This window comes from Cupriavidus ulmosensis, assembly GCF_977008105.1.
In genome coordinates, this window is the sequence record NZ_CDRMWP010000001.1 from 1,980,705 (window position 1) to 2,001,332 (window position 20,628).

Here is a 20,628-nt window from a genome sequence, read left to right on the forward strand (position 1 = left end):
AGGAGCCCACCGTGAGCAAGTCCGGCCCGCCCTCCGATAAGAGGCGCCGCGTGGAACCCGAAGCCGCCCCGGTAAAGCCGGTGGTGAAGAAGACTGCCGCCCGCAAGCCAGACACCAGGAAGCGGCCGGCCGGCAAGAAAGTGCCCAAGGTCCAGAAGGCGACGATCAAGCGCGTCCCTGGCCCGGAAATCTTGACGGAGAAGCAGCTGCGCTTTGTCGATGAATACATCGTTGACCTGAACGGGACGCAGGCCGCCATACGCGCCGGATACAGCACACGAACGGCCCGGACCATCGCGGCGGAGAACTTAACGAAACCGGCTCTGGTGGCGGCTATCCAGGCTGCTATGGACGCGCGCTCGGAGCGGACGCAGATCACGGCCGACCAGGTGCTCAAGCGCTGGCACCAGATCGCCTTTGCAGACGCCAATGACCTGATCGAGTATCGGCGCGTGTGCTGCCGTAACTGCCACGGCGTCGATCACCACTACCAGTGGGTCGACGAAGCCGAGTATCAGCGCGTCTGCACCGGCCTCTTGGCCGAGGCTGACCCGGAAGGCCCGCCTCCGGCTCTGCCGACGGATGCAGGTGGCTACGGTTTCAATGCCAAGGCTGATCCGCACGAGGATTGCCCGGAATGCAATGGCGAGGGGCACGGCGTGCCGTTTATCCACGACACCCGCAAGCTCAAGCCCACGGCTCGTGCGCTCTACGCTGGCGTCAAGCTGACCAAGGATGGCATCGAGGTCAAGATGCAGGACCAGTCCAAGGCCCTGGAGAACATCGCGCGGCACCTGAAGATGTTCGTGGACAAGAGCGAGATCGAAGTCACCAAGCGGCCGGCCGACATGACGGACGAGGAACTGGAGGCCGCTATCCTTGCGAAGCAGGAGGCGCTTCGGCAATCCGCTGACGAATGAGCAAGGTCGCCGCGAGCGCGCTGGCCACCATCCAGCCGTCCAGCCTTACACGTGAACAGAAGCTGGAACTGCTGGCTCTGCTGGATGAGAAGACGCATCGCTGGGCCAGGCGGAAGATGCTCGGCCTGTTCCCCGAAACGGGCAAGTTCAATCGGTTTCTCTACCCGAAGCACCTGCAGTTTTTTGAGGCCGGCGCCGCCTATCGCGAGCGCTGCTTCATGGCCGGCAACCGGATCGGGAAGACGGAAGGCGGTGCCTATGAGGTTGCTTGTCACCTGACTGGCCGCTATCCGGACTGGTGGACTGGGCGGCGCTTCTTCAAGCCCGTGCGGTTCTGGGCGGCAGGCAAGACCAACGAGACGACGCGTGACATTGTCCAGGCCAAGTTGCTTGGCGAGATCACGCACGCCAGTGGCCGCAAGGGCATGACTGGCACTGGCATGATCCCCGGCGACGACATCGGCATGATCACCTGGAAGCAGGGCGTGCCGGATATGGTCGACACGGTGAAGATCCGCCATGTCTCCGGCGGCTGGTCGAAGCTGGGATTTAAGAGCTATCAGCAGGGCCGCGGATCATTCGAGGGAACGGAACAGGATGGTGTCTGGCTGGACGAAGAGCCGCCGATCGACATCTACGGTGAGTGCCTGATCCGGACGGCCACCACCGGCGGGATCATCTTCATCACGTTCACGCCGCTCGAAGGCATGAGCGAGACGGTGATGGCCTTCCTGCCCAACGGGTTGCCGGAGGCGAAGGATGCGGTCGCCTCGCGCGTCAGCGACTCGAAGTACCTGGTGATGGCCGGCTGGGACGACGTGCCGCACTTGGACGAGAAGACCAAGCGCGAACTACTCGATGCCACGCCGCCATACCTTCGCGAAGCCCGCTCGAAGGGCTATCCCGTGCTCGGTTCCGGCCGGATATTTCCGGTCGACGAGGAAACCATCAAGGTGCCGGCCTTCACCTTGCCGGATTCCTGGCCGCGCCTGTGCGCCCTGGACTTCGGCTGGGACCACCCGAGCGCTATGGTCTGGATCGCATGGGATCGCGACAACGACATCATCTACGTCTATGACTGCCTCCGTGTGCGCGAAACCACGCCGGAGCAGCAGGCACCCATGATCCTCTCGCGCGGGGATTGGGTGCCTGTGGCATGGCCGCACGATGGCCTGAACACCGAGAAGGGCAGCGGCGAGCAGCTGGCCGAGCTGTACCGCAAGGCGGGCGTGAACATGCTGTGGGAGCGTGCGCAGTACGAAGAAACGGGTACGGAGGACGGCTCGAAGGTCTCCCGCTCGTCCGTCGAGGCTGGTTTGATGGACATGCTCACCCGCATGCAGACCGGGAAATGGAAGGTCTTTGCCCATCTGCACGACTGGTTCCAGGAATTCCGGCTCTACCACCGCAAGGACGGGAAGATCGTCAAGTTGAAGGATGACCTCATGTCCGCCAGCCGCTACGGGACGATGACGCTCCGTTACGCCGCCACGCCGCCGGTACCGACTCGAATTGATTCCCGGCGCCGAGAATACGACTGGCGCGCCGGCTAATCGTCGCGCCTACAGGAGGCGTTGCATGTCGAAGGAAACCTATTTCCCTGCGCGGGAACTCAACCTGTCGGTGCGTCACGATAACGTGCCCGACAGTGCCAGCCAATGGTGGGCGATGGCTGGCCTCGCATTGCATGAGTATGCCGTTAACGGTTTCGATGTCGACGGGGAGGCTTTCGTGGCATCAAACGGCGTCTCCGTGACGCCCGAGTGGGTGAATCAGACGCTCAGCCCGGAAGATGTTGCGGACGCCAAGGCGACGAAGAACATCGTCACCCAGAACCTCTTCTGGGACAAGGAAGCTCGCCGCTACGTCATTTTCACCAGCGAGCTTCCGTCGGACCTCGAGCGATATGAGTTCAAGCAGGGCTGGGGCATTTCTGAGTACTAATAAATAGCGACCGCGACGATGCCCGGTATTCAACTGTCCAGCGCTACTGTTCTCCGTGATGAGCCTGAGTCATCTGCGGTCGGTGCCGGCCGCGTCGACGGGGACATCGAGCGCAGCGACAAGCTACCCGACGAACTCAAGGACGAGGCCCTGAGCCGCGAGCAGGTCGAAAACTTCCTCTACGAGATCAAGCACCAGCCGGGCTGGCGCCGCGAGGCGGACAAGTGCGCCGACTACTACGATGGGAACCAGCTGGATGCGAAGACGCTGGAAATCCTCCAAGATCGCGGCCAGCCGCCCCTGATCACGAACCTGATCAAGCCCACCATCGACACGGTGCTGGGCATGGAGGCGAAGACCCGTACCGACTGGCTGGTCCGGGCGGAAGACGACGGCATTGCCACGCCCGATATGGCGGAGGCGCTTTCCCTCAAGCTCAAGCATGCCGAGACGGAGACGCGCGCGGACCGGGCATGCTCGGACGCCTATGCCGCGCAGTGCAAGACTGGCGTGGGCTGGGTCGAGGTGTCGCGCGAGTCCGACCCCTTCAAGTTCCCGTACCGCGCCAAGTACGTGCATCGCCGCGAAATCTCGTGGGACTGGCGCTCCACGGAATCCGACCTCAGCGACGCCAAATGGCTGATCCGTCGGCGCTGGATGGACGTTGATGCGGCGATTGCCAAGATGCCCGAATATGCGGGGCTGTTGCGCCAGTGCATCAGCGGCTGGGCCGGCTTCGATCCGGTCTTGTCCGAGAACACCGGGCTAGCGAACTCGTTCATGAACGAGCGCGATACCCGGCTTGAGGAGCAAGACTGGCGCGACACGTTCCGCCGGCGCGTCTGCCTGTACGAAATCTGGTATCGGAAGTGGGTGTCCGGCTACGTCATTCGGCTGGCCAACGGCCGCGCCATCGAAGCCGACTTCAACAACCCGAAGCACACCACCGCCATCCTGGCCGGCGCGGTCAAGGTCGAGAAGCGAATCTTCGAGCGGATCCGGCTGGCGTGGTACTGCGGGCCGCATTTCCTCTATGACGTGCCGAGCCCGTACAAGCACGGCATGTTCCCCTATGCGCCGTTCTTCGGCTTCCGGGAGGACTTGACCCTCTCGCCGTATGGCCTCATCCGGGCCATGATCAGCCCGCAAGACGAGATCAACGCGCGGAAATCGAAGAACCTTTGGCTGCTCAACAGTCGGCGTGTGATCACGACAGCCGATGCAGTCAAGGACCATGATGTCGTCCGCCGGGAGGCGGCTCGCCCGGATGCCTACATCATCCTCGAGCCAAGTAAGCCCAACAGTCGGTTCGAACTCAACGTGGGCGGCGAACTCGCTGCCCAACAGTTCCAGGCCATGCAGGAGGCGAAGCAGGAAATCGCCGAGTCCTCCGGCATCCACAAGGCCATGATGGGCCAGAACTCGTCCGCCAACTCGGGCTTGGCGATCAACTCGCTGGTGGAACAGGGGCTGAACACCCTCGGGGAAACGAATGACAACTACCGCTTCGCCCGCCGCATGGTAGGGGAAATGCTGTTCTCCATGATGCTGGAGGACATGGAAGGGCGGGAAATTCAGGTGCCGGTCGGTGACGGCAAGCGCAAGCGCATCATCGTGCTGAACCAGCGCGCAGTCGATCCGGAGACAGGCCAGCAGACGGTCGTCAACGACACCTCGCGCGTGCGTGCAAAGGTCGTGTTGGACGACATTCCATCGTCGCCAACGTTCCGCGTGCAGCAGGGGACGATGCTCTCCGAACTCGCGAAGGGGCTGCCGCCCCAACTGCAGGCCGTGTTGGTGCCGTATTTGGTCGACTACTTCGACATTCCGAACAAGCAGGAAGTCATCGACCAACTGCGCCAAACCGTGGGCGTGATGGACGAGGCCCAGCAACAGCAGGCCGCGCAAGCACAAGCCGCCCAGCAACAGGCGATGGAAACCATGCAGAAGCGCATGGCCACGCTCGAAGCGGCGCTGACCGCGGCCAAGGTCAGGTCGGAGAATGCCAAAGCCGACAAGCTCGAAGCCGAGGTGGACAACGCCCGCATGCCGCAACCCGTCAACCCGTCGAGTGAATTCGCATGAGCATCCCAACCTGCGCAGTCAGCGTCAAACTGTATGACCAGAACGCCCAGGCCGTGGTCGGCGCGTCGATCACGGCCCAGCTCGACCGGTACGAGATCCATGATGGATTCGTGGTCCCGCAGCTCGTCGAGGCGGTGACGGACGAATTCGGGGAATGCACGCTCGAACTGTGGCCCAACTCGCTCGGCTCGCAGTCCTCGAACTACAAGATCAAGGTCCAGCCGACGGACGCCAAGGGCTACAGCACCATCGCAATGGTGCCTGACACCCCCACGGCGAACCTGTCGGAGATCGCGCAACTGCCGGAGATTCCGGGCAAGAGCGACTTTCAGGACTTCTTCGAGCAGGCGCAAGGCCTGGCCCAGGATCTGGTAGACAGCGCCAACGCGGCCAAGATCGCCGCGCAGGCAGCGCAGGCCGCCGCCGAAGCCAGTACTACGGCGGCCGCCGACAGAGCGACGGAGGCCGGCCAGCAGGCTGCGGCTGCGCTGGCTTCCTCCCAATCTGCACAGCAGAGTGCGAACGAAGCGGCGGCTTCGCTGGTGAATGTCGCGGCGCAGGTTTCAGCGTCGGCGGCCAGTGCCACCGCCGCCGCCGCGAGCGCCGACACGGCGACCACGAAGGCGGGAGAGGCGTCGGCGAGTGCGACTGCCGCCGCCGGCTCGGCCGCGGCGGCGTCGACCAGCGAAGGGTACGCCAGCGCCTCGGCCTCAGCGGCTGCGGGGTCGGCGACGGCGGCCAGTACCAGCGCTGGCACCGCCACGACCAAGGCGGGGGAGGCGGCAGCCAGCGCCACCGCTGCGGCTGGTTCCGTCACAGCGGCCGCGACTCAGGCCGGCACGGCCACCACGCAGGCGGGAAACGCTGCCGCGAGCGCGACGGCGGCTGCGGGCAGTGCAACAGCGGCCGGGACGAGCGCGACGGCAGCGGGAGCGGCTCAGGTCGCGGCGGAGGCAGCGCGCGATCTGGCGCAAGGGTATGCCAATGTCGGTGCGCCGACCGTGGTCAAGCCCGGCGATGCAGACCTGACGACCGGACGAGTGCGCAACACCATTGTCATCTATGACGCACCAATTACTGCGGATCGGACTGTCACGCTCAATGTCACCGATGCAGCCGTTGGCGATATGGTCCATTTGGCTCGCACCGATTTGGCAACTGGCGCATTCAGTGTCCGTCTGCTCAACAACCTAGGGATGGTCATGTGGGTCAGGTCGCTTTCTTCTCCCAGCCAATGGGCACATGCCACCTTTGATGGTACGGCTTGGGTTCTCACTGGCTACGGCAGCCTGTAACTAGACCACCACGGATAGAACCTCGATGGAAACTGACCACCTCATCCTGCGAGAGGACGTGCTTCGAACCGTGACGGTGCCGGAGCAAGAGGCGAATCTCAAGTACCTGGAGCAGAAGGCAATCGAGCAGGCCGCGACGGCAGAAGAACATGCCGATGCTGCGGATGCAGCCCAGGTCGCTGCGGCGCAGGCTCAGGCCGTGGCCATTGCGAGCGCTACGGCTGCGGCACAGGCAAAGAGCGATGCGGCAGCCAGTGCCACCCAGGCAATAAGCGCGAAGCAGGTGGCAGAGGCGGCGCGCGATACCGCTGTGTCCGGGGCAGATACCGTCGTTGCGAGGGCTGCCGAGGCGGCGGAAAGCGCTGGCGTCGCGAGCGGCGCGGCAGCAAGTGCCCTCACTGATGCGGAGACGGCGGCGACGCAAGCAGGAACTGCGACTGCGCAGGCAGGGATCGCAGCAGCACAAGCTGGCGTTGCAGCTATGCAGGCTGGTAGTGCGGCTGCAAGCGCAGTCGTTGCACAAACGGCTGCCGACCAAGCCTCTGCCGTAGGAAACACCTATATCGACATTGCTTCCGGCCTTGCTGCGACCGTCAGCGGCAAGAGTTTCGCCGTCTTCAGCGGGGACTACGTGAATGTGTACAAGAACAATTCTGGCGTAGCTATCTTGCTCGGACAATATTACGCAGCCCCGCACATTGATGCATCAATGCCGCCAGGTTATGAGAAATGCGGCCGACTTCATGCTTTCATTGATGGCGCAGGGAATGATGTCGGAGGATGGGATTTGGATGGTCATCTGTATACCGGAGCCATTCCTCAGGTCGATGTCAAAGCGGACACGGCTTACACGCGCTCGCAGACTACTTTCCCCTATACAACAAAGGCCCTCGGCTTCTCGCTGCGCGGGACCAGTCGATTCGCGCCGGCATCCATCGGAGCCATCGGCAACAGTATTGCCGGGCAGTCAGGTAAGCCAACGGACATAGGTGGCACGCAGTGGAAGGCAAAGGGCCTGCTTCAGGCTATATCGGCCTACTATGGGCAGGCGGTCTACGTTAAGGAGGATGCCATCTTCGCGCGCGGGGGCAAGTATGCAACCCACATCCGCAACGCCCTCCTGCACCTTCCTGATACCGGCGAAACGGTCCCGGCTGTCTTCGATTGGAACACGACTTTTGACCCGGATAGGCTGGCAGATTACACATTCCTGCACCTGTTCGAAAACGATGTGTTGAGTGCGGAGGCTTGGGGCGATTCTCTGGCGGCCGCAACGCAGATTATCGAGGCAACGCGACATCGCACACGACTGATCGTCTGCGACATTCTGATGAGCAATGCGTGGACCGCCGCCACTGCAGACAAATACAGTTACTTGAATGGGCAGTTGCAGACGTTGGCGGTCCAATACGGCCTGACTTTCGTCAAGGTCAGCGACTATTGGCAAGACACCTCCGTCGCCTACCCGAAGGGGCTCTCAACTGGCAACTGGATCGACACCATTCACCCAACTCCGAAGGGAGCCCTTGCATTGTCGCGCGATAGACTGGTGCCCGCAATGGATCGGGCCCTGAGCCTGACGAATCCGCTGAAGAAGACAGCGCGACTTGCGAACGTTACGCAGGCCTGGCAGGCCATGACGAACTTCATTTCCAACTGGAAGCTGTCTGGCACTGCTGGCACGGTAGGAGCCGGGGTAACGGGAACGGTTCCGGACGGCTGGAATGCAACCAACTATGTGCCGTCCGGCAGCGGCGGTACCGTGATTTCCGCCGTGGCGCGCGCTGATGTGTCGGGCGCATTCTGGCAGCAGCTGCACTACACCTCAACGAGCGGCAGTGGCGATACCGGACTCAATATCACCGTCCCGCTCCCTGCCGGCGTTGTGGCTGGGGACGAAATCGAACTGATCTGCGACGTCGATATGGACAATGCCCCGGTGGGCTTCCGAGGGGTGACAGTCCAGATCCGCCAGTCCGGCACTTTCTACGGCAGCGGGAATTTGCAATCCTTCGAGGTCGACACGGAACTTCCCATCCAGGGGCGCCGAGACAAGTCGAACCGGGTCGTGGTTGGTGCGGGCGTCACGTCCGTCGATTTGTACATCAAGGCCATTGCCACGCTGGCGAGTACTGCGGTGGATTTCACTGTGCGGTTCAGCTTGCCGGTGCTGCGCAAGGTGGAGGAATAAGCGATGACCGTATTTAAGACCAATTCAGTCGCTAACAACTTCGCGGGCAGCAAGCTGTACCCAATCGGCGGTATGACACCGAGCACGGTGTTTTGGTACGCTGCCGCGAACAAGGCGTCATGGCCACGACAGGCCGCGCCGCAGAGCGGCGATGTGTGGGAAAATCTTGTTTCGCCCGGCACTGGCGATGCGACGTTCACAACTCCAGGCGCTTTCACCTGGGATGCCGGCAGCGGCTTCACCACGCCGCCGCTTGGCACCACGGAAAAGATCATCCTGAATGGCGGCGCCGGCCTGGCGAACCAGACGAAGTTTCTGGCGATGGTGCATTTCGTGCACCGCGCACAGGATGTGGGGCAAGCGTCTGGCGATCACCAAATTCTGGACGCCGGGAATCTTGTACAACTCAGCTATAGAAAATCAGATGGGTCGTTCCGTGCATACTCGGGCATCAGCTCGACTGGGGCGGCCTTGGTGCTCGCGGCCCCGGTAGTTGGCACGGAATACATGCTCCATGTCGCCTATGACCCCGCCACAAAGAAAATGAGTTTTTACGTCAACGGGGCGACTCCAGAGGTGGCGTCGATGACGTTTGGTGGAACGGCTCCGATCAACCCGGATCCCACCGCGCAGGTTCTGTCACTAGGCAAGACCACTCCATCGTCTGTCGCGCAATATTGCGGAACCTACAAGGCCGCCGCTTACGATACCCTGGCATCGGGGGGCGATGTAGCTACTCTCGTGAAGGCGGCGTGGGCGAGTCGATAGATTGGGTGTCGCCCCATATAAGCTCGCATCGAGCGGGCTTTTCATTCCCCGCCGACCAAGCTCGAATTACTCACCACGCCATAGCATCAAATCAACCCAAAGGTCGGTTTCTTCCTGAGTTGCCACGATAGCCAGACTGGTCCAATGGGGAAAGCCTCACAGCCACCGTCGGGTGGCTTTTTCACGCCATCAAGGAACAGGCTATGCGCAAGTACCTGCTGAACCTTCTCATCGCCATCGACCAAGGCGCCAACACCCTGCTTGGCGGCGACCCCGACGAAACGATCTCCAGCCGGGCCGGCAAGGGACAGGCAGAGGGCAAGCGCTGGGCTTGCGTGCTTTGCCGCTTCCTCGACTGGTTCGAGCGAGGCCACTGCACCAAGTCCATCGAGCGCAATGAGGGCGCCGACGCCGTGGTCACGGATTGAGGCCACAACTGGCCGACTCGAATTGCTCCACGCGCAATAGCATCCACATCAACCCAGCACGGTAGCCGTGCCGCCCGGATAGGCGGACCGTGACATGGATTGAACCTCGCAGCCAACGCGATACGTGGAGTGGAGTGGAATGGAAATTGACCTGAGCAACGCAAGCCCCGAGGAACTTCTGAAGGCCTATGAGGTCGCCGAAAGCGGAGCGGAACTGGCGACAGCCAGCGCAACCGCTACCGTAGCGACCGAAGTGAAGCCGGACGAGGCAGCCAAGGCGGCGCAGGAAGCCGCCGATGCCGCAGCAGCGAAGGCAGCCGAAGAGGCAGCCGAGGCTGCGAAGAAGGCGGCAGGGGAGGCAGCGAAGGTCGAGACGACGCAGGAGAACGAAGGCAACGTGGAAGGCGTACTTGCCCGCGACGGCAAGAATGTCATCCCGTTTTCGGTGCTGAAGAGTGAGCGTGACCGGGCGGCCCGGGCCGAGCAATTGGCCAAGGAAGCATCGGACAAGATCGCCGCGCTCGAAGCGCAGCTTGCCGCAGGGAATCAAGGGGCGAAATCTGGTGAAGGCGCCCGCACCACCGAGGCAGCACCCGAAGCCGATGCAATGACGCCCGAGGAGTTGGAGGCCTTCAAGGAAGACTTCCCGATCCAGTACAAGGCCTACATGGCGCAGCAAGCGACCATCAAGGCCTTGAGGGCACAGCACCAGCAGGTCGAGCAGGACAGGCAACAGCAACAGGTCGAGCGCCAGCGCACCCAGGCAGAACAGGTCCGGGATGCCATCGACGCGACGCCAAAGCTGGCGCATATCCAAGCCACCGACCCGGATCGGTTCGCAACCGCCCAGCGCTTCGACGCTGTGCTGCGAGAAGACCCGAAGTGGGCCGAAAAGCCCCTGGCTGAGCGCTTTGCCGAAGTGGTCAAGCTCGTCGAGACGACGCACGGCGCAATCGAAATCCCGGGCGCGAAAACCAACCCTCCGCAGAAATCGCCGGAAGAGTTGCGCAAGGAAGCGGAGGCCGTGGCCGCCGCGTCGGCAAAGAAGACCGTGCCGACCTCCATGTCCGACTTCCCGGCCGGTGCTGCGCCGGCGAACAGCGAGAAAGAAGCCTTGGAGGGTATGACCACCCTCCAACTGGCGGACAAGTTCGCAAAGATGTCGCCCGAGCAGCAGGAAGCCTATTTCAGCTCTCTCTGATCGAGGAAGACCATGACGACCAGCATTCCCTACGGCAGCCCCCTCGCCGCCAAAGTGTACGGCGTGGGCCTGTTCTCCCGCGTGCAATCCGCACCGGGCTTCATGAACCTGCTTTCGGGCGAAATGCCCAAGGAAGGTTCGTTCGCCTCCAAGGCCAAGGGGCAGACCAGCCCCGACTATCCCATCGTGAAAGCGGGAGACCTGGCGAAGGCCGCCGGCGACACCGTGACGGTGGACCTGTTCAACCCGCTGCAAGGCAAGCCGGTGATGGGCGACAAGCGCGTGGCCGGCAAGATGATGGGCCTCACGTCGTCGACGATGGAGGTGTCCATCAACCAGACCCGCGGCGGCGCCGACAGCGGCGGCAAGATGACGCAGAAGCGCACCAAGCACAATCTGCGCGGCATCGCGATGGCCGGCTTGCAGGGCTGGGCGCAGCGACTGGAAGACCAGACCTCGCTCGTGCATCTCGCCGGCGCGCGCGGCGACCAGATCACCAGCGACTGGGTTGTGCCCTTTCAGAACGACGGCGAGTTCGCGGAAATCCTGGTGAACCCGGTGAAGGCGCCGACCAAGAACCGCTACTACGCGGCCAACGACGCGACCAGCCCGGCGGACATCGGCACCAACGATGCGCTGACCTTCCAGGACGTCGACCGCATCGTATCGATGCAGCGCGAGTCGCCGGTGGTGCTGCAGCCCATCAAGATCAAGGGCGACGACCGCGCGTGGAACGATCCGCTGTGGGCGCTGTTCGTGACCGAGCGCCAATGGCTGTACATGAAGTCGCGGACGAGTCAGACCGACTGGCGCCAGGCCATGCAAAACGCCTTCGAGCGCAAGTCCGCCGGCGTGAAGCACCCGCTGTTCGACAGCTACGAAACCCTGATGTGGAACGGCGTGCTGATCAAGCGCATGAACCGCTACGCCATCCGCTTCAACACCGGCTCGAACGTGGTCATCGACACCGGCGGCGCCGACGGCGGCACGTACACCGAGTCGACGGTGCAGACCGCGCAGCCGGTCGACCGCGCGATCCTGGTGGGCGCGCAGGCGCTGGCCAAGGCCTACGGCAAGTCGAACAGCGACTACTTCTACGACTGGTCTGAAGAAGAAGTCGACCACAAGAACTCCATCGAAATCGTGGTGGGTTCGATGAGCGGCACGGCGAAGATCCGTTTCAGGGTCGATGGCGTCGACACCGACCACGGCGTGGCGGTGGTCGACTCGTACGCCCCGGACCCCGCCTCGGCCGCCGGTCGCACGCTGCTGGGCTCGTAATCGGGACATGACCAACGGGGCGGGCAGGGCGCCCGCCCCAACAGGAGAGAAATATGACCACCCTCAATGCTTCGACGTTGCGAGACGTGCAGTACTCGGGCGAGGCGCCGTTGGCGGCGGCGCACGGCAAGTACACGCTGGCCGTCGCCCAGATCGGCGACAAGGTGCGCCTGAACCTGGTTTCGGCCGGCACCAAGGTCGATCAGTCGCGCCTGATCAACGGCGCGCTCGGCGCGAGCACGACCATCTCGCTCGGCTACGAGTACACGGACGGCTCCGGCGGCGATGCCACGGCGTTCTTCAACGCACAGGCTACCGCCTCGGCCGCATCGACGATCTCGGCATCCAAGCCGGTCTTCATCCCCAAGGACGCCTACATCGTGGCCACCGTAGGCGGCGCGGCCGCATCCGGCGACATCGATACGGTCCTGTTCTACGAGCCGCGCGGCATCTAAGCGCGCCGTCCGCATCGGCGCAGTCTGGAGCGGGGCGACACGCGCCGCCCCGTTTTCTTGACCTACCTTGAGGATCATCATGATCGGAATCGTGTATGTGGGACTGAAGCCCTGGGCGCGTGACAACGTGGCCGGCTCCGGGAAATCCTGGGCCGGCCGCGGCGACGTGCAGGAAGTCTCGGAAAACCAGGCCAAGGTGCTGCTGAAGTATCCGGACCAGTGGGGCCTGGAGAATCCGGAGGACGCGGATCAGCTTGGCGGCCCCGTGATGGTATCGGTCATCGACCCGACCACGGGCGAGAAGACCGAAGTTGCTCAGTCCAGCCTGGCGAAGCCGCTGGAGAAGATGAGCAAGGCCGAACTGGCCGCCTTCGGCGCAAAGATGAAGCTCTCGCTCGCGCCGACCCTGAGCAAGAAGCAGATGATCGACGCTATCGAAGAAGCCCAGAAGGGTCCCGAGCCGCTGCAACCCGGCGTCGCGCCGTAAGCCATGCCGACGGTTCAGCAGGTCATCAACAACGGGCGCGTGCCGCTGAATGATGCGGACAAGGACCGCTACTCGGACGCCGACATGCTCGGCTTCGTGAATGACGGCCTGGCCGAAATCTATGGCATGCGGCCGGACTTGCGCTTTGGGCGATTCAGTCAGGCGGTGCCCATGCTAGGGCTCTCCGACGACTTCCCGCTGTCGCCCCAGCATGCGGTGGCGATGCAGCATTACCTGGTCTTCCGGGCTGAGATGAAGGACGACGAGCACGTCAACGCCAACCGTGAAGTCAAGGCCTACAAACTGTTCCAGACCCTGATATCTGCCACATGACCAAGTACACCGACCTGTTCGATGAGGTCTTGCCGGAGGTGCCTGGGGTGCCGCAGGACCTGGCCGCCAACGCCATTCGCAATACGGTGATCGAGTTTTGCCAAGGCTCATGGTGCTGGCGGTACATCATGGACCCGGCGCCAGTGCTGGCCGGGCTGAACACCTACGAACTGGACCCGCCGCCGGGCGCGGAGGTTGCGCAGGTGCTGCTGGTCAGCGTCGACGGCAAGGAAATCCACCCCATCGGACAATCGGATCTCGTGGCGCGCTTGCCGCTGTGGGCGACCGAACGCGGAGAGGTGAAGTACTTCCTGACCGACGATCCAGCCCAGGTGATCCTCGCCCCCGTGCCGGTCCGGAAGATTGCCGGCGGCCTGGTCGTCACGGCGGCGCTGCAGCCCACGCGCGCCTCGACGACGTTCCCTACCTGGATCTGGTCGCGGTACTTCGATGCGCTGGCCGACGGCGCCAAGGCGCGGCTACTGGCGATGCCGAAGAAGCCGTGGACCAGCCCGGAGCTGTTCACGCTCTACCGCGGCCGCTTCGATGCGGCGATGGGCGGGGCCAAGGCGGAATCGCACCGCGGCCTGACGCGCGCACCGCAGCGCACCACGTCGTACCACTGATACCCGGCCGATGACGACGCTCTCGATCTCCCAATTTTCGGGCATCTTCCCGCGCGTACCCGATGCGCTTCTGCCGCAGATGGCTGCGACGGTGGCCGAGAACTGCGACTTCGGCTATGGGGAGTTGCGCGGGATGAAGGGCGGGGCGCTGATCACGGCGGTGAGCAACGCCGTCAAGAGCCTGTACACCGAGGATGGCGTCTCGTTCTACACGTGGGACGTGGACGTTGACGCCGTGCGCGCGCCGATGGCGAAGGATACCTATCGGCGGGTCTACTACACGACGCCAACCGACTTCCGTGTCACGAACAGCCTGGGAACGCGACCGGATGGTGGTCCGCCGGGCTCGAGCTATCGCGTGGGCGTGCCGCAGCCTACTGTTACCCCGACGTTCTCCGTCACGGGCACGCCAAGCAGCCTGTCGGAAATCAACATCGCGGCCCGGTTCCATTACGAGTACGGCGGCGTCAAGTACCAAGAGCAGGACATCGGGCTCACGGTGGTGACGGATAAGCAGAAATGGACCTTCACGCCGCCGGCCAAGAATACGGGGGCGGCCTTCGGCCCAACTGATGAGTCCTTCATCGCCACTGCCTACGGTTACATATTCCACAACACCGGCGGGCCAGACGGCAACCCGACAGATGACCTGATCTGGGTGGATCTGCCGGCTGGAACCAGGGTTATTGCATCGAGCGATACCACGCTGCGCAAGGTGGCGGATAACAGCTTGATCGAGAACGTCACCTACGTGAAGGACGATGCAGGCCGAGAGCACGAGCTGCGGACCCTCTATTCGCTGACGCGGTATTCGTACCTGAACGACAACGCCAGCGATGCCGGAAACCTCACGCCTGACCAGGCGTTCCCGGTGATCCGGCTGATCGGGACGAACACCAGCACGGGCGCTGCGGTCTTCGACATCTTCTCGTCGAACTCCAGCCTGACATCTTCCACCGCGGATTGGAGCGCGACGCTCACGCGCAACGACAATGCGAACAGCTATACCGTGGTGCTGGCCTCGAAGTCGGATGCGGCAGCTACCGAGACGCGGGCGTATGTCTACACCTACGTCAACACCTACGATGAGGAGGGGCCGCCTTCGCCAGCCGGCGAACTGAGCCTGATCAATGGGCTGGCGGTCGATGTGACGGTGACGCGCGACACGCCGGCGGCAGACTATGCGCCGCTCAAGGAGATTCGGCTCTACCGCACCCAATACGGCAGCGATGTCATCGAGTACTTCTATGCCGGATCGGTGCTGGTGCTTGGACAGCCTGGCAGCACGTTCGTCTTTCACGACGATGTGACGGCGGCCGGGTTGAATGAGCCGCTGGCATCGGACACCTACTATGCACCGGACCCGGGGCTGGTGGGGCTGATGACGCTCAAGAACGGCATCCTGTGCGCATGGAAGGGCAACGAGCTGCATTTCTCGGAGCCGTACAAGCCCTGGGCTTGGCCGCCGGAATATGTGAAGGTGTTCCAGCACAACGTGGTCAACGGCGTGCCGTATGGCACGGGCCTGCTGCTGGTGACGACAACCGAGCCGGTGCTCATCTCTGGAACGACGCCGGGCGGGATGTCGGAACTGGATCTGAACGTGTCGCAGGCTGGGGTATCGAAGCACTCCATCGCGCTGGTGGACGGATTCCTTGCCTACGCCAGCCGCGACGGCATCGTCGTGATGCAGGGTGGACAGGCCTCGCTCACGCTTTCACAGCAGTTCTTCACCCGCGATGTCTGGCGCGCGCGCTACGCCGCCCACCTCGGCGCCATGCGGTTCTCGGTGTGGGATGGGCGCTTGGTGGTCTATGCGGACGACAGTTCCTTCCCGGCCTTCATGATCCGCCTGGACGAGGCTGCGGGCACGATGACCGATCTGCCTGGCTTTCAGGCGACATGCTCATTCGCCAGCGACTTCGCTGATGGCGTCTACTACGGGGTCGGGGCGAACCTGTACCTGTTCAATGCCGGCGCACCGCTTGGCGCCAACTGGCAGTCGCGCGAAATGGTGCTCCCGGAGCCCGTCAATTTCGGGTATGCCAAGGCACTGTGTTCGGGACCATGGTCGGTGGAATTCCATGCCTACGATGAGGTGACGGACGGCTGGGTGCTGCGCCACACGAAGGCGCTGACGCGCTCAGGAGGGTTCCGCCTCCCGGCCGGCTACAAGGCGCAGCGCTACAAGATCCGCATCTCCGGCACCGGGGAAGCGTTCAAAGACCTGCGCATCGGCACGAGTGCGCTGGCGCTCAAGGAGGTGTGAGGATGGCGTCTCCTCCCGTCCCCTCGATTCCCGAGAGCGCCCTCGGCAGCATCAACGACAAGAATGTCTATCTGGTGCTGCGGGCCATTGCCGACATCCTGAATGTCCGGAATGGCCAGACTGGAGACTCGGATTCGGCATTCGTCACCCGCGGCGAACTGGGCAGCGTTGCCAAGGCCGGCACCGGCGGCCTCTCGGCGGGCGGCGCGCGGCAGTCACAGGGCGGCACCTTCCCGGTGATCAAGCCGTCCGACATCGCGCGCGTGATCACCGATCTGCAAGCCCAGGTCATGGAGTCGCCGCTGTTCAAGGCGCTCGGGGAGCGAATCGACCGCGTGGATGCGCCGGGTAGCGGGGTGATTGCCCAACTGGACGAGGAGCGCACTGTTCGGTCCAATGCCGTTTCGTCGCTGGTACAGCTACTCACGACGCTGGAATCGACGGTCGGCGATCAGTCTGTGGCGCTGCAGGAGGAGGCTCAGACCCGCGCCGATGCCGACGGCAACATCATGGGCAAGTACTCAGTCAAGATCGACGCGAACGGGTATGTGTCGGGCTTCGGGCTGATCAGCACAGCCAACAACGGTACGCCATTCTCGGAATTCATCTTCCGAGCCGACCGCTTTGCCATCGGCTCGCCGACGGGGCCGGGGGTGCCGGTACGCATCCCGTTCATCGTGACGACCACCACGCAGGTGGTGAATGGGTACATCGTGCCGCCGGGGGTCTACATCGATGCGGCGGCGATTGCCGTGGCATCCATCGGTGAAGCGCAGATCGACTTTGCATCGATCCGGCAGGCCCACATTCAGAACGCAGCGATTGGGACCGCTCAGATTCAGGATGCGGCGATTACCAATGCGAAGATCGGCGATGCCGAGGTGGATACGCTCAAGATCCGCGGTGACGCTGTGACCGTGCCGAGGGGCGCGCATGGTGGATCGGGCTCGACCGGCTCCACCTTCGTGGCTGTCGCATCCGTCGTCATGCCGGCCGGCCCGGCAGCCGCCATCATCTTCGGGGTCGTGAATGTGTGGGCGACCACGGATTCCGGGTGCTCCATCCGAATTTGCCGGGACAGCACTGTGCTGGCTGAAGTCGGTGCGACGCTGGCGGTATCCGCGGGCATCACCACGCCTTCCCTGGCGGTGCCAATCTGTTGCTTTGACTCGTCGGCATCGGCAGGCGGGACCTACTCGATACAGGTTGGGAATGCGGTCCTCATCAACTGGTACTCGGCCGACATTGCCTTGCTTGGAGCCAAGCGGTGAAGATTGCCATCTACAGCAAGGCCACTGGCCGCGTTCGACAATTCACCTATTGCGGCGAAGACGAGGCAGCCCTCAACGCATTTGATGGGGAGGACTATCTCGAGGTGGATGCGATCCCGATGGGGGATTGGGAGGTCGTCGACGGGCAACTGCGCCAAATTCCTGGCAAGCCGTCAGAATTTACCTATGACGTCATGCGCCGTGCCGAGTACCCAAAGGAAGGCGATCAGCTTGATGCCATCTGGAAGACGCTGGCCAAGCTCGATCCATCGCTGCTGGACCCCGAGACGCAATCGACGATGCAGCAAATCAATGCCGTCAAGGCGAAGTACCCCAAGCCGGGCGACTCGAATTAGGGTGCGCGGGCTAGGATCAGGTATCGCCTAAACCAGCCAGCCCATGAAGCACTTCCAGCAAATCCATGCCGGCCTCGATGTCGCTCCGCTCCTGCTCGCGATCAAGCAGCATCCGGAACTGTGGGACCAATTCACGCCGAGGAAGATCGCGCCGGCGACGCCGCATGCAGCCATGTCGGACATCTGGGTGCGGTACAACGACATCCGGAAGTTTGCCGATGGCGACTTGACGCACTTCAACGACCCCCACTACCCGATCTGGTATCCGGCCTACGATGCGTTGCCGCAGCTCCGCCCGATCATCTTCGGGCTGATGGCGCGCGTCGAGGCGGTGCAGCTCGGGGGCGTGTTGATCACGAAGATCCCGCCCGGCGGCCGCATTGAGCCGCATGTTGACCACGGCTGGCACGTCGAACACTTCAACACGAAGCTCTACGTGGTGCTGCAATCGAACCCCGCGTGCTTCAACCGTGTCGAGGGCGAGACGGTAAGCATGCAGGCCGGCGACGTGTTCTGGTTCGACAACACCGTCGATCACGAGGTATGGAACGACGGCGATGATGACCGTATCACCCTGATCGTTTGCACGAGGCGCGACCGATGATCGAAGGCATGATGCGCGAACTCGCGAAACGCGACCAGACCGACCTGCGCACGGTCCACCACTTCTCGAATGGGGTGTACGCCAAGCAGATGCACCTGCCCAAGGGGCACATGGCCATCTCGCACAAGCACACCTACAGCCACCTGAGCATCCTCGCCGCCGGATCGGCGGTGGTGGCCACGGACGGGCGCAGCAGGCTGTTCCATGCGCCGGCCTGCATCGAGATCGAGGCGGGCGTCAACCACTCCATTACCGCCATCGAGGATGTGACGTGGTTCTGCATCCATGCGACCGATGAAACCGATCCGGACAAGGTGGACCGGGTGCTGATCCAAGGAGATGAATCGTGCCGTGGGGAGTAGCTGCTGCTGTGGGTGGGGCGCTGGTGACTGGCGCGATGGCGGACGATGGCGGGGCCGGAGCGGCGAATGCTGCCTCGTCGGAAGCGACACGCATGCAGGCGCAAATCGCCAAGGATCAGTGGGATCGGTACAAGACCGTCTATGCGCCGCTGGAAGATTCAATGGTCAGCGCGGCCCAGAATTACGACTCCCCGGCTCAATACGAGCGGGCGGCCGGAGAGGCAGCAGGCACCGTCGCGCAGTCGTATGGCAAGGCTCGTGATCGGCTGACCCGCACGCCAGGACTTGACCCCACTTCGGCTGCGTATGCGTCGAGCGTGGCCGGACTGGACCGTGATCAAGCGGCAGCCGATGCCGTCGCCCAGAACGGTGCTCGCAAGCAGGTGCAAGACACCGCATGGGCTCGCAAGTCCGACATGCTGAGCCTCGGGAAGGGGTTGCCGGCCCAGGCGGCAACGGGGCTTGCTGCCGTGTCGCAGCAGAGCGCTAACCAAGCGAACACCGCATACAACCGCAGCATGAACGAAGCGGCCGGCCTGGGTGGCGCGACCCGGGACATCATCGGCGGCCTGTCGTCGGCATGGAACAGCGCCAACTCGCCGGGGTTGGGTAGCGGTACGTTCGGCGGCTCGTCTTCTGGCTATGGCTTTGCCAGCGGCAACTATTCGGCGGGCAGCAATTTGCCGCTGTCCTTCGGGCTCTAAGGGGGTTCCATGTCGAAACTCGGACTTGGCCTTGCGGCCTATGGCGGATACCAGGCACGCGACCGCCAGATCAAGGCGGAGAACTACCAGGACCGCCAGCGCGACTACGGCACCGCCCAGATGGACGCGAATCAAGCAGGGCTCGGCGACGCCGCGGCGGCGCGGACCGCTGCCAACCAGCTCAGCACGGCGCAGAGCACGGCGGAGCTGGGTCTTGTGCCGAAGCGTGCAGACTTGGCCAGCGCGCAACTCGGTTTCCAGCAGGAGACGCTGCCGCGCCAGCAGGAGACAGCCCGCAAGCAGGTCGACATGCAGGGCCAGCAGGCGGACCAGGACTATGCGATGTTCGGCCAGAAGCTGCGTCAGCAGCGCATCGAGGGCGCCATCACCAACCAGGCGGCGCAGACGATGGCGATGCACAAGCTGGTCGACGTGATCGACACCGGCGCGCCGAGCCAGGTGCTGGACTACTTCAACTCCATCGTGAAGGCTGGCGCGCTGGGCGATCTGCCCGGCCCACTGGCGGATGACGTTCGTATGGTCAACGGTCCGGATGGCCAGCAGAAGATCGCAATCCTGTCCGGCGGCAAGCCCATCGTGGCCCTTGGCGCAGCCGACATGGACCGCATCCGCCAGATGGGCACGAAATACGACTACAAGGTGGTTGGCAAGAGCCTCATCAAGACCGATGCACGTGGCAATGCAACGCCGGTCTTCACCTCGCCGGAGGCGAACAAAGAAGGGGTCAACCGCGACCCGGCCGAGGTGGCCACCATGAAATACATGGTCGATTCGGGTATCGCGAAGAACCCCACGGACGCATTCAGCAAGATGCGCACGGCGCGCGGCAAGAGCAAGGCAGAATTCATCGCGGACATGATGAAGGGCTCCATGCTGCCCGGCATGGGCGAAGACAGGATCCGCGAGCAGGAAGGCATCTTCGGCGGTATGTACGACCGCCTGAACGGCGGTGGCCGTGGGGCAGCCTCGAATTCCAACCCCGCCAATACACTCGACCCGAAGGTGCAATCACTCTTTGAATAGCGGG

The 20,628-nt window shown here is 63.2% G+C and carries 21 protein-coding genes; all 21 read left to right on the forward strand.

Features of this window, described 5'->3' with window-relative positions; translation table 11 throughout:
- The first annotated feature begins 11 nt into the window (after positions 1-11).
- Positions 12-920, forward strand: a complete 909-nt coding sequence (locus tag ACWTPI_RS09090) for a terminase small subunit (RefSeq protein WP_454731493.1) — start codon at positions 12-14, stop codon at positions 918-920.
- Positions 917-2,473 (forward strand): terminase large subunit domain-containing protein, encoded by a 1,557-nt coding sequence (locus tag ACWTPI_RS09095; RefSeq protein ID WP_454731494.1) that lies wholly within the window; start codon positions 917-919, stop codon positions 2,471-2,473. Before ACWTPI_RS09090 ends, ACWTPI_RS09095 begins: the two co-directional genes overlap by 4 nt.
- Before the next feature lie 25 nt (positions 2,474-2,498).
- Positions 2,499-2,864, forward strand: a complete 366-nt coding sequence (locus ACWTPI_RS09100; protein ID WP_454731495.1) for a hypothetical protein — start codon at positions 2,499-2,501, stop codon at positions 2,862-2,864.
- A gap of 18 nt (positions 2,865-2,882) precedes the next feature.
- On the forward strand, positions 2,883-4,949 hold the full coding sequence (locus ACWTPI_RS09105) for a portal protein (RefSeq protein ID WP_454731496.1): 2,067 nt from the start codon (positions 2,883-2,885) through the stop codon (positions 4,947-4,949).
- Positions 4,946-6,244: a hypothetical protein gene (locus ACWTPI_RS09110; RefSeq protein ID WP_454731497.1), complete on the forward strand. Its 1,299-nt coding sequence runs from the start codon at positions 4,946-4,948 to the stop codon at positions 6,242-6,244. Before ACWTPI_RS09105 ends, ACWTPI_RS09110 begins: the two co-directional genes overlap by 4 nt.
- Before the next feature lie 25 nt (positions 6,245-6,269).
- Entirely contained in the window at positions 6,270-8,435 is a 2,166-nt protein-coding gene (locus ACWTPI_RS09115) for an SGNH/GDSL hydrolase family protein (protein ID WP_454731498.1), read from the forward strand.
- Positions 8,436-8,438: 3 nt separating this feature from the next.
- Positions 8,439-9,203: a hypothetical protein gene (locus ACWTPI_RS09120; protein ID WP_454731499.1), complete on the forward strand. Its 765-nt coding sequence runs from the start codon at positions 8,439-8,441 to the stop codon at positions 9,201-9,203.
- Between the two features lie 203 nt (positions 9,204-9,406).
- A complete protein-coding gene (locus tag ACWTPI_RS09125) occupies positions 9,407-9,631 on the forward strand; it encodes a hypothetical protein (RefSeq protein WP_454731500.1) in 225 nt (74 codons plus the stop codon).
- A gap of 139 nt (positions 9,632-9,770) precedes the next feature.
- Entirely contained in the window at positions 9,771-10,832 is a 1,062-nt protein-coding gene (locus ACWTPI_RS09130; RefSeq protein ID WP_454731501.1) for a hypothetical protein, read from the forward strand.
- 12 nt (positions 10,833-10,844) lie between these two features.
- The gene (locus ACWTPI_RS09135; RefSeq protein WP_454731502.1) at positions 10,845-12,113 is read left to right on the forward strand and encodes a N4-gp56 family major capsid protein; all 1,269 of its coding nucleotides are present in this window, start codon (positions 10,845-10,847) and stop codon (positions 12,111-12,113) included.
- A 53-nt stretch (positions 12,114-12,166) separates the two neighbouring features.
- Positions 12,167-12,568 carry a hypothetical protein gene (locus ACWTPI_RS09140; protein ID WP_454731503.1) on the forward strand — a complete coding sequence of 134 codons (402 nt, stop codon included), beginning with the start codon at positions 12,167-12,169 and terminating at the stop codon, positions 12,566-12,568.
- Positions 12,569-12,647: 79 nt separating this feature from the next.
- Complete coding sequence (locus tag ACWTPI_RS09145) at positions 12,648-13,055, forward strand: Rho termination factor N-terminal domain-containing protein (protein WP_454731504.1); 408 nt, start codon at positions 12,648-12,650, stop codon at positions 13,053-13,055.
- Between the two features lie 3 nt (positions 13,056-13,058).
- A complete protein-coding gene (locus tag ACWTPI_RS09150; RefSeq protein ID WP_454731505.1) occupies positions 13,059-13,388 on the forward strand; it encodes a hypothetical protein in 330 nt (109 codons plus the stop codon).
- On the forward strand, positions 13,385-14,014 hold the full coding sequence (locus tag ACWTPI_RS09155; protein ID WP_059412658.1) for a hypothetical protein: 630 nt from the start codon (positions 13,385-13,387) through the stop codon (positions 14,012-14,014). Before ACWTPI_RS09150 ends, ACWTPI_RS09155 begins: the two co-directional genes overlap by 4 nt.
- A 10-nt stretch (positions 14,015-14,024) precedes the next feature.
- The gene (locus tag ACWTPI_RS09160; RefSeq protein WP_454731506.1) at positions 14,025-16,283 is read left to right on the forward strand and encodes a hypothetical protein; all 2,259 of its coding nucleotides are present in this window, start codon (positions 14,025-14,027) and stop codon (positions 16,281-16,283) included.
- Between the two features lie 2 nt (positions 16,284-16,285).
- Positions 16,286-17,554 (forward strand): phage tail tip fiber protein, encoded by a 1,269-nt coding sequence (locus ACWTPI_RS09165; protein ID WP_454731507.1) that lies wholly within the window; start codon positions 16,286-16,288, stop codon positions 17,552-17,554.
- Complete coding sequence (locus tag ACWTPI_RS09170) at positions 17,551-17,910, forward strand: hypothetical protein (RefSeq protein WP_454731508.1); 360 nt, start codon at positions 17,551-17,553, stop codon at positions 17,908-17,910. Before ACWTPI_RS09165 ends, ACWTPI_RS09170 begins: the two co-directional genes overlap by 4 nt.
- A gap of 43 nt (positions 17,911-17,953) precedes the next feature.
- The gene (locus tag ACWTPI_RS09175) at positions 17,954-18,514 is read left to right on the forward strand and encodes an aspartyl/asparaginyl beta-hydroxylase domain-containing protein (protein WP_454731509.1); all 561 of its coding nucleotides are present in this window, start codon (positions 17,954-17,956) and stop codon (positions 18,512-18,514) included.
- A complete protein-coding gene (locus tag ACWTPI_RS09180) occupies positions 18,511-18,876 on the forward strand; it encodes a cupin domain-containing protein (RefSeq protein ID WP_454731510.1) in 366 nt (121 codons plus the stop codon). Before ACWTPI_RS09175 ends, ACWTPI_RS09180 begins: the two co-directional genes overlap by 4 nt.
- 92 nt (positions 18,877-18,968) lie before the next feature.
- Positions 18,969-19,580, forward strand: coding sequence for a hypothetical protein (locus ACWTPI_RS09185; protein ID WP_454731511.1), 612 nt, complete (start codon positions 18,969-18,971; stop codon positions 19,578-19,580).
- Positions 19,581-19,589: 9 nt separating this feature from the next.
- Positions 19,590-20,624: a hypothetical protein gene (locus ACWTPI_RS09190; protein WP_454731512.1), complete on the forward strand. Its 1,035-nt coding sequence runs from the start codon at positions 19,590-19,592 to the stop codon at positions 20,622-20,624.
- The last annotated feature ends 4 nt before the right edge of the window (positions 20,625-20,628 follow it).

Excerpts from the sequence above, each read along its gene's own strand:
- ACWTPI_RS09095 (WP_454731494.1), top strand. The coding sequence starts at position 917 with ATGAGCAAGGTCGCCGCGAGCGCGCTGGCCACCATCCAGCCGTCCAGC.
- ACWTPI_RS09100 (WP_454731495.1), top strand. The coding sequence starts at position 2,499 with ATGTCGAAGGAAACCTATTTCCCTGCGCGGGAACTCAACCTGTCGGTG.
- ACWTPI_RS09105 (WP_454731496.1), top strand. The coding sequence starts at position 2,883 with ATGCCCGGTATTCAACTGTCCAGCGCTACTGTTCTCCGTGATGAGCCT.
- ACWTPI_RS09110 (WP_454731497.1), top strand. The coding sequence starts at position 4,946 with ATGAGCATCCCAACCTGCGCAGTCAGCGTCAAACTGTATGACCAGAAC.
- ACWTPI_RS09115 (WP_454731498.1), top strand. The coding sequence starts at position 6,270 with ATGGAAACTGACCACCTCATCCTGCGAGAGGACGTGCTTCGAACCGTG.
- ACWTPI_RS09120 (WP_454731499.1), top strand. The coding sequence starts at position 8,439 with ATGACCGTATTTAAGACCAATTCAGTCGCTAACAACTTCGCGGGCAGC.
- ACWTPI_RS09125 (WP_454731500.1), top strand. The coding sequence starts at position 9,407 with ATGCGCAAGTACCTGCTGAACCTTCTCATCGCCATCGACCAAGGCGCC.
- ACWTPI_RS09130 (WP_454731501.1), top strand. The coding sequence starts at position 9,771 with ATGGAAATTGACCTGAGCAACGCAAGCCCCGAGGAACTTCTGAAGGCC.
- ACWTPI_RS09135 (WP_454731502.1), top strand. The coding sequence starts at position 10,845 with ATGACGACCAGCATTCCCTACGGCAGCCCCCTCGCCGCCAAAGTGTAC.
- ACWTPI_RS09140 (WP_454731503.1), top strand. The coding sequence starts at position 12,167 with ATGACCACCCTCAATGCTTCGACGTTGCGAGACGTGCAGTACTCGGGC.
- ACWTPI_RS09145 (WP_454731504.1), top strand. The coding sequence starts at position 12,648 with ATGATCGGAATCGTGTATGTGGGACTGAAGCCCTGGGCGCGTGACAAC.
- ACWTPI_RS09150 (WP_454731505.1), top strand. The coding sequence starts at position 13,059 with ATGCCGACGGTTCAGCAGGTCATCAACAACGGGCGCGTGCCGCTGAAT.
- ACWTPI_RS09155 (WP_059412658.1), top strand. The coding sequence starts at position 13,385 with ATGACCAAGTACACCGACCTGTTCGATGAGGTCTTGCCGGAGGTGCCT.
- ACWTPI_RS09160 (WP_454731506.1), top strand. The coding sequence starts at position 14,025 with ATGACGACGCTCTCGATCTCCCAATTTTCGGGCATCTTCCCGCGCGTA.
- ACWTPI_RS09165 (WP_454731507.1), top strand. The coding sequence starts at position 16,286 with ATGGCGTCTCCTCCCGTCCCCTCGATTCCCGAGAGCGCCCTCGGCAGC.
- ACWTPI_RS09175 (WP_454731509.1), top strand. The coding sequence starts at position 17,954 with ATGAAGCACTTCCAGCAAATCCATGCCGGCCTCGATGTCGCTCCGCTC.
- ACWTPI_RS09180 (WP_454731510.1), top strand. The coding sequence starts at position 18,511 with ATGATCGAAGGCATGATGCGCGAACTCGCGAAACGCGACCAGACCGAC.
- ACWTPI_RS09185 (WP_454731511.1), top strand. The coding sequence starts at position 18,969 with ATGCAGGCGCAAATCGCCAAGGATCAGTGGGATCGGTACAAGACCGTC.
- ACWTPI_RS09190 (WP_454731512.1), top strand. The coding sequence starts at position 19,590 with ATGTCGAAACTCGGACTTGGCCTTGCGGCCTATGGCGGATACCAGGCA.